This window comes from Stutzerimonas stutzeri, assembly GCF_000935215.1.
Classification (GTDB): domain Bacteria; phylum Pseudomonadota; class Gammaproteobacteria; order Pseudomonadales; family Pseudomonadaceae; genus Stutzerimonas.
The window spans coordinates 23,897-29,967 of sequence record NZ_JXXD01000059.1 but is presented as its reverse complement, the minus strand read 5'-3'; the positions used below and the strand labels follow the sequence as shown (position 1 = coordinate 29,967).

Annotated in this window: 8 protein-coding genes; 4 read left to right on the top strand and 4 right to left on the bottom strand. The window is 62.1% G+C overall.

Features of this window, described 5'->3' with window-relative positions; all coding sequences use genetic code 11:
• Together LO50_RS07935 and LO50_RS07930 are read right to left on the bottom strand one after the other, a co-directional pair.
• A partial coding sequence (locus LO50_RS07935; RefSeq protein ID WP_044314644.1) for an ABC transporter permease occupies window positions 1-1,123 on the bottom strand: 1,123 nt, incomplete at its 3' end.
• On the bottom strand, window positions 1,120-1,806 hold the full coding sequence (locus LO50_RS07930; protein WP_044314643.1) for an ABC transporter ATP-binding protein: 687 nt from the start codon (window positions 1,804-1,806) through the stop codon (window positions 1,120-1,122). The genes LO50_RS07930 and LO50_RS07935, both read right to left, overlap by 4 nt.
• An 11-nt stretch (window positions 1,807-1,817) precedes the next feature.
• Between LO50_RS07930 and LO50_RS07925 the strand changes: the two genes are divergently transcribed.
• The 3 genes from LO50_RS07925 (at window position 1,818) to LO50_RS07915 (ending at window position 3,781) form a co-directional block, all read left to right on the top strand.
• Window positions 1,818-2,423 carry an arylesterase gene (locus LO50_RS07925; RefSeq protein WP_044314642.1) on the top strand — a complete coding sequence of 202 codons (606 nt, stop codon included), beginning with the start codon at window positions 1,818-1,820 and terminating at the stop codon, window positions 2,421-2,423.
• 43 nt (window positions 2,424-2,466) lie between these two features.
• On the top strand, window positions 2,467-2,748 hold the full coding sequence (locus LO50_RS07920) for a hypothetical protein (RefSeq protein WP_014820329.1): 282 nt from the start codon (window positions 2,467-2,469) through the stop codon (window positions 2,746-2,748).
• 67 nt (window positions 2,749-2,815) lie between these two features.
• Window positions 2,816-3,781 (top strand): L,D-transpeptidase family protein, encoded by a 966-nt coding sequence (locus LO50_RS07915; protein ID WP_014820328.1) that lies wholly within the window; start codon window positions 2,816-2,818, stop codon window positions 3,779-3,781.
• 62 nt (window positions 3,782-3,843) lie between these two features.
• On the opposite strand, the gene LO50_RS07910 is transcribed toward LO50_RS07915, so the two are convergent.
• Entirely contained in the window at window positions 3,844-4,098 is a 255-nt protein-coding gene (locus LO50_RS07910) for an Lpp/OprI family alanine-zipper lipoprotein (protein WP_003294452.1), read from the bottom strand.
• 392 nt (window positions 4,099-4,490) lie between these two features.
• Here LO50_RS07910 and LO50_RS07905 point away from each other — a divergent pair, with 392 nt between their 5' ends.
• On the top strand, window positions 4,491-4,784 hold the full coding sequence (locus tag LO50_RS07905) for a GNAT family N-acetyltransferase (protein ID WP_014820327.1): 294 nt from the start codon (window positions 4,491-4,493) through the stop codon (window positions 4,782-4,784).
• Window positions 4,785-4,814: 30 nt separating this feature from the next.
• On the opposite strand, the gene LO50_RS07900 is transcribed toward LO50_RS07905, so the two are convergent.
• Window positions 4,815-5,891: a 3-deoxy-7-phosphoheptulonate synthase gene (locus LO50_RS07900; protein ID WP_014820326.1), complete on the bottom strand. Its 1,077-nt coding sequence runs from the start codon at window positions 5,889-5,891 to the stop codon at window positions 4,815-4,817.
• Window positions 5,892-6,071 lie beyond the last annotated feature (180 nt).

Sequence of the window (6,071 nt, the reverse complement as noted above, 5' to 3'; positions counted from 1 at the left end):
CCAGCGGCGGCAGGGCAAAGCCTGCCAGCGCCACCAGCCCGGTTGCGATGCCTGCCGCGGCCGGCCAGATGCCGCCAGGTGGTATTTCCTGGGCGAGCAGATCGCGCAGCAAAAAGAACAGTCCGTGCTGCGCGGCCCAGCCGAGCAGCGCACCGGCGATGCTCGCCAGCAGGCCGAGCATGCCCAGTTGCAGGGCGTAGAGCAGCAGGGCGTCGTGACGCGACAGGCCCAGGCAGCGCAACAGTGCACTGGCATCGAAGCGGCGCGCAGCGAAGCGGGCGGCGGAGAGCGCGACCGCCACCCCGGCCAGCAGGATGGCGGCAAGGCTGGCCAGATTCAGATAGCGTTCGGCGCGACCAAGGGCACCGCCGATCTGGCGATTGCTGTCGTTGGCTGTTTCGATGCGTTGGTGCGCCTGCAGATCGCTTTGCAGTGACTGTTGATAGGCCGCCAATGCCGCGCTTTCACCTCGCCACAGCTCGCGATAACGGACGCGGCTGCCGGGTTGCACGACACCGGTCGCGGCCAGGTCGTCCAGGTGCATCAGCACCCGAGGCGTCAGGCTGTAGAAGTCGCCAACCCGGTCCGGCTCGTAGGTCAGCACGCGGGTCAGGCGCAGCGGCTTGTTGCCGACCTCGATGCTGTCGCCGATCTCCAGGTCAAGTGCTGCAAACAGCCGCGCCTCGGCCCAGGCTTCGCCGGGTGCAGGAGCGCCGCCGGGCTGCTCGGTTTCATAGGGCTGCGCAGCGCTGCGCAGGGTGCCCCGCAACGGATAACCGCTGCTGGCGGCCTTGACGCTGGCAAGCTGCAGATCCTCATCGGTCGCGATGACGCTGGAGAACTCGACGACCTGGGCATGCGCGAGGCCTTGCGCCGTGCCCGCTTCGATCTGCGCTGGCGCCGCCGGCGCGCTGCCGCTCAACACCAGGTCAGCACCGAGGAACTCGCTGGCGCGTAGCAGCATGGCGCCGTTCAGGCGTGCGCCGAAATAACCGATCGCGGTGCTGGCGGCCACGGCGATGACCAGTGCGAAGAACAGCACGCGCAACTCACCGGCGCGAGCGTCACGCAATAACTGCCGGTAGGCCAGGGCGAACAGGCGGGCCTTGGGCATGCGCATCATTCAGCCGCCTCGGCAGCAATCTGCCGACCGCCCTCGAGGCGAATCATGCAATGGCAACGCTTGGCCAGGCGCTCGTCATGGGTCACCAGCACAAGCGTGGTGCCACGCTCGCGATTGAGTTCGAAAAGCAGCTCGGTGATGTGCGCGCCGGTATGCGTGTCGAGGTTGCCGGTGGGCTCATCGGCAAACAGTACGTCGGGCTCGGCGGCGAAGGCGCGGGCCAGCGCAACCCGCTGTTGCTCGCCACCCGAAAGCTGACGCGGATAGTGGTGCAGGCGCTCGCCGAGGCCGACGCGGCCAAGCAGTTCGGTGGCGCGCTCGCGGGCATCGCGACGGCCATCCAGCTCAAGGGGCAGCATGACGTTCTCCAGCGCGTTCAGGCTGTCCAGCAACTGGAACGACTGGAAGACAAAGCCGACGTGTTCGGCGCGTACGCGTGCGCGCTGATCCTCATCGAGCGCGGCCAACGCGTGGCCCGCGAGGTGCACTTCCCCGGAGCTCGGCAGATCCAGCCCGGCGAGCAGACCGAGCAGAGTCGACTTTCCCGAGCCGGAGGTGCCGACGATGGCGAGGCTGTCGCCCTTGGCCAGCTGCAGCGAGAGGTCGGCCAGGATGCTCAGCTCGCCTTCCGCGCTGGGTACCAGTTTGTTAAGGTTCCGGGCGTCGAGAATGTTGCCGCTCATGAGGGGATCCGATGCGAAAGTGGCTGAAATGCGGGGCTCTGGCGCTGCTGTGCTGGGCTCAGGGAGCCCTGGCCGGAACCGTACTGGTGGTCGGCGATAGTATCAGCGCGGCTTTCGGGCTGGAAACCAGCCAGGGGTGGGTGCATCTGCTGCAGGAGCGCCTGGTCGGGGCGGGTGATTCGTGGCGCGTGGTAAACGCTTCGATCAGTGGCGACACCACGTCTGGCGGGCTCGCGCGGCTTGATCCGTTGCTCGAGGAGTATGCTCCCGAGGTGGTGATTCTCGAGCTGGGAGGCAACGACGGTCTGCGTGGACAGTCGCCAGCGCAATTGAAACAGAATCTTGCCGAGATGATCGATCGTAGCCGCGAGGCGGGGGCAGAGGTCCTGTTGCTTGGAATGCGCATGCCGCCCAATCTCGGGCAGCGTTACACCCGCGCCTTCGCTGACGCGTTCGACTCGCTGGCAGCGGAGAAACCGGTGGCTTATGTGCCGTTTCTGCTGGAGGGCGTTGGTGGCGTCGCGGGGATGATGCAGGCCGATGGCATTCACCCCACCGCAGAGGCCCAGACCCAGCTGCTGGATACCGTCTGGCCGGTGCTCGAGCCCTTGCTTTGAGGCGTGCGCGCAGCTACTGTCGCGCCCTCGATTGGAGCCTCAGATGTCGCGCTCAGCCAGGACCCTTTACGCTTATCGAATCATCGTGCCAGACGAACAGTACGACATGTTCGCCTGCCGCGAGAATCGACTGCACCTGGCGTTGCGCCAGCTTGAGCTGAGCGGCAATGCCGACCGTACCCTGTGTGGCGGTCTGCTGCCTGCGCAGCCTCGCTGGAGGGAGCTCGAGCGCGCCACGCTGAAGGACCGACAGCTGTGTCCGAACTGCAGGCAGTTGCTTGACGCGCGACGCAAGGGCCTTCCGTCCGCCACCGCTGCCTGGTAGCTCACGTTTCGCCCGGTTCACGTACAATCGCACCACTTCCATCACCCAAGTTCTCAAGGATTTCGGAATGCTCTCGCGCGCGTTTGCAGTCGCTTCCTGTTTGTCACTCGCTGCTCTGCTTTCAGCAGGCACCAGCGCGGCGCTCGAGCTGCCGCTGCCGCCGGAGGGCGACGACATCGTCGGTCAGATCCAGGTCATCAAGGCCAAGTATGAAGACACCTTCGCCGCCATTGGTGAAACCCATGACCTCGGATACCTCGAGCTTGTGGCGGCCAATCCGGGCGTCGACCCGTGGCTGCCAGGCGAGGGCACGGACATCATCCTGCCGACCCGTTTCATTCTGCCGCCGGGGCCGCGTGAAGGCGTGGTGATCAACATTGCCGAGTACCGCCTTTATTACTTCCCGGAAGGAAAGAATGTCGTGCATACCTTCCCCCTCGGCATCGGGCGCGAGGGTTGGGGATCGCCGGTAGGTAATACGCGGATTTCGGCAATGACCAGCAACCCCGCCTGGTACCCTCCGCAGTCCATCCGTGACGAGCACGCCGCTGATGGCGACCCGCTGCCGAAGGTGGTGCCGCCGGGGCCGGATAACCCGCTGGGGCCGTACAAGATGAGTCTGGCACTGCCTGGCTACCTTATTCATGGCTCGAACAAGAAGTTCGGTATTGGCATGCGCGTCAGTCACGGTTGCTTCCGCATGCTCAACCACAATGTGCTGGAGCTGGCGAAGATGGTGAAGGTGGGGACGCCGGTCCGCATCGTCGATGAGCCCTACAAATTCGGCGTGAGCGAAGGCAAGGTTTATCTCGAGGCCCATGCGCCGCTGGAAGAGGAGGATCAGCAAGCGCTCACTTTGATGGACAAGCACGCCGTCGTCATCAATACGCTACTCAAGCGTGACGATGCTGCAGGCAAGCTGCATCTCGACTGGGAAATGGTGCGGGAGATCATCGCAGGCGAGGACGGCCTGCCGATCCAGATTGCCGAACAACGTACGGAAGTGGCCGTACAGGAAGACCAGTTGTTTTGACTACTGATCTGCGCGCATAAAAAAAGCCGACCTCGAAGGTCGGCTTTTTTATTTCTACAAGCTTACTTGCGGCTGGCGCGTTCCAGCATACGCAGAGCACGCTCGTTGGCTTCGTCAGCGGTCTGCTGAGCCTTCTGAGCGGCGGCCAGAGCTTCGTCGGCCTTGCTGTACGCTTCGTCAGCGCGAGCCTGGGCGCGGGCAGCGGCGTCCTCGGTCGCGGTCAGGCGAGCTTCGCTTTCTTTGGTCATGCTGTTGCTGCAACCGGTAGCCAGAACTGCGGCCAGAGCCAGAGCAGAGAATTTCAGAACGTTGTTCATCTTGTTCCCCTTAAGGTGGAAATCCATAAGCAACTTCCGTTATGGAAAGTTTGCGCGCACATACTACCTAGAACTTAGCTTAAGTAAACGGAGCGAGCCTCGGAGCCACAGGTTTTTTTTCAAATGGCCTTTTGCTTTACCACCCCTTTGCGAAAGTTGGATAAAAAACATCCAGTGTTCGCCGGGAATACATGCACTCATAGTTGCCTGATCTTCTGTTTGATCGAAAGTTCCTTCAATCCCGCGCACAAATATTGATCAGCTGAGGCTGTTCGAACGGATGCGAAACAGGTAGAAAAGACACCTGTGTATGTTTCGGCTGCCAGTTCTGCGTCATGGACCGCAGCGTGATCGAGAACAAGAAGACAGGGCAATCCTGCTGAGGAGTCAAAATGAGCGATACGGTGCGTGTTCACCATGACCTGGCGGGGCATCGCTTCGAGGCCGTGATCGATGGTCATTGTGCCTATCTGGCCTATATGGATCTGGGCAAGCAGACGCTGGACATGTACCGGACCTTCGTTCCGGATGCGCTGCGTGGGCGAGGCATCGCTGCTGTGCTGACGCAGCACGCGCTCGAATATGCCGAGCGCGAGGGGTACCAGGTGATTCCGTCGTGTTCCTATGTCGAACGTTACATCGAGCGCAATCGACCGACCTCGGACAGGGTGGAACCGACCCCATAAAAAAACGCCGGGAGACCGGCGTTTTTCGTTTCAGTCGCGCTGCCGTCTTGGCAGTACGTCCTTTAGCTTGTCGTGCATGCTCATCACCGCTTTCTCGGTGGTTTCCCAGTCGATACAGGCATCGGTGATCGATACGCCGTACTTGAGATCACTCAGATCCTTTGGGATGGACTGGTTTCCCCAGCCAAGGTGGCTTTCCACCATCAGGCCAACGATGGAGTTGTTGCCTTCCAGAATCTGATTGGCGACGTTGTCCATTACCAGCGGCTGCAGGGCAGGGTCCTTGTTGGAGTTCGCGTGGCTGCAGTCGATCATCACATTGGGGCGGATGCCCGCCTTCTTCAGATCCTGCTCGCACAGCGCGACGCTGACCGAGTCGTAGTTGGGCTTGCCGTTGCCACCGCGCAGGACCACATGCCCGTAGTTGTTGCCCTTGGTGGTGACGATGGAGACGCCGCCGGACTGGTTGATGCCGAGGAAGCGGTGCGGGCTGGAAACCGACTGCAGGGCGTTGATTGCCACGGTCAGGCTGCCGTCGGTGCCGTTCTTGAAGCCGACAGCGGAGGACAGGCCCGAGGCCATCTCGCGGTGTGTCTGGGATTCGGTGGTGCGTGCGCCAATCGCCGACCAGCTGATCAGGTCCTGCAGGTATTGCGGCGAAATCGGATCGAGCGCTTCGGTCGCGGTGGGCAGACCCATCTCGGCAAGGTCGAGAAGCAGCTTGCGACCGATGTGCAGCCCGTCCTGGATCTTGAAGGAGTCGTCCATATACGGATCGTTGATCAGGCCTTTCCAGCCGACGGTGGTGCGCGGCTTCTCGAAATACACCCGCATGACGAGGAAGAGGCTGTCGGACACCTTTTCTGCCAGCACCTTGAGACGCTCTGCGTACTCGTGGGCGGCCTTCAGATCGTGAATGGAGCAAGGGCCGATCACTATGAACAGGCGGTGATCCTTGCCGTCGAGAATGTCGCGTACCACCTGGCGCCCGTGGGAGACGGTCTGCAGTGCCGAGGCGGTCAGCGGAATTTCACGCTTCAGTTGCTCTGGCGTGATGAGGGTCACGTTGGAGGCAACGTTAAGGTCGTCGATTGGTAAATCAGCCATTTGTTACTCGTCAGGAATCACGGGAGCCGTCCGCCAGCGATCCCGGTGCGGCGGAACACAGCCTGAGGGCGCAGCGGGGAAACGGAACCTTATCGCTAAAGGCCGCACTCGACAACGAGATTGATGGCCTATTGAGGCTTGCCCCCAGTGCACCCATCCACACTGCCACGCCAGTCACTG

Bases quoted from the DNA above. Each gene is read 5' to 3' on its own strand.
- LO50_RS07930 (WP_044314643.1), bottom strand. From the start codon at position 1,806: ATGAGCGGCAACATTCTCGACGCCCGGAACCTTAACAAACTGGTACCC.
- LO50_RS07925 (WP_044314642.1), top strand. From the start codon at position 1,818: ATGCGAAAGTGGCTGAAATGCGGGGCTCTGGCGCTGCTGTGCTGGGCT.
- LO50_RS07920 (WP_014820329.1), top strand. From the start codon at position 2,467: ATGTCGCGCTCAGCCAGGACCCTTTACGCTTATCGAATCATCGTGCCA.
- LO50_RS07915 (WP_014820328.1), top strand. From the start codon at position 2,816: ATGCTCTCGCGCGCGTTTGCAGTCGCTTCCTGTTTGTCACTCGCTGCT.
- LO50_RS07910 (WP_003294452.1), bottom strand. From the start codon at position 4,098: ATGAACAACGTTCTGAAATTCTCTGCTCTGGCTCTGGCCGCAGTTCTG.
- LO50_RS07905 (WP_014820327.1), top strand. From the start codon at position 4,491: ATGAGCGATACGGTGCGTGTTCACCATGACCTGGCGGGGCATCGCTTC.
- LO50_RS07900 (WP_014820326.1), bottom strand. From the start codon at position 5,891: ATGGCTGATTTACCAATCGACGACCTTAACGTTGCCTCCAACGTGACC.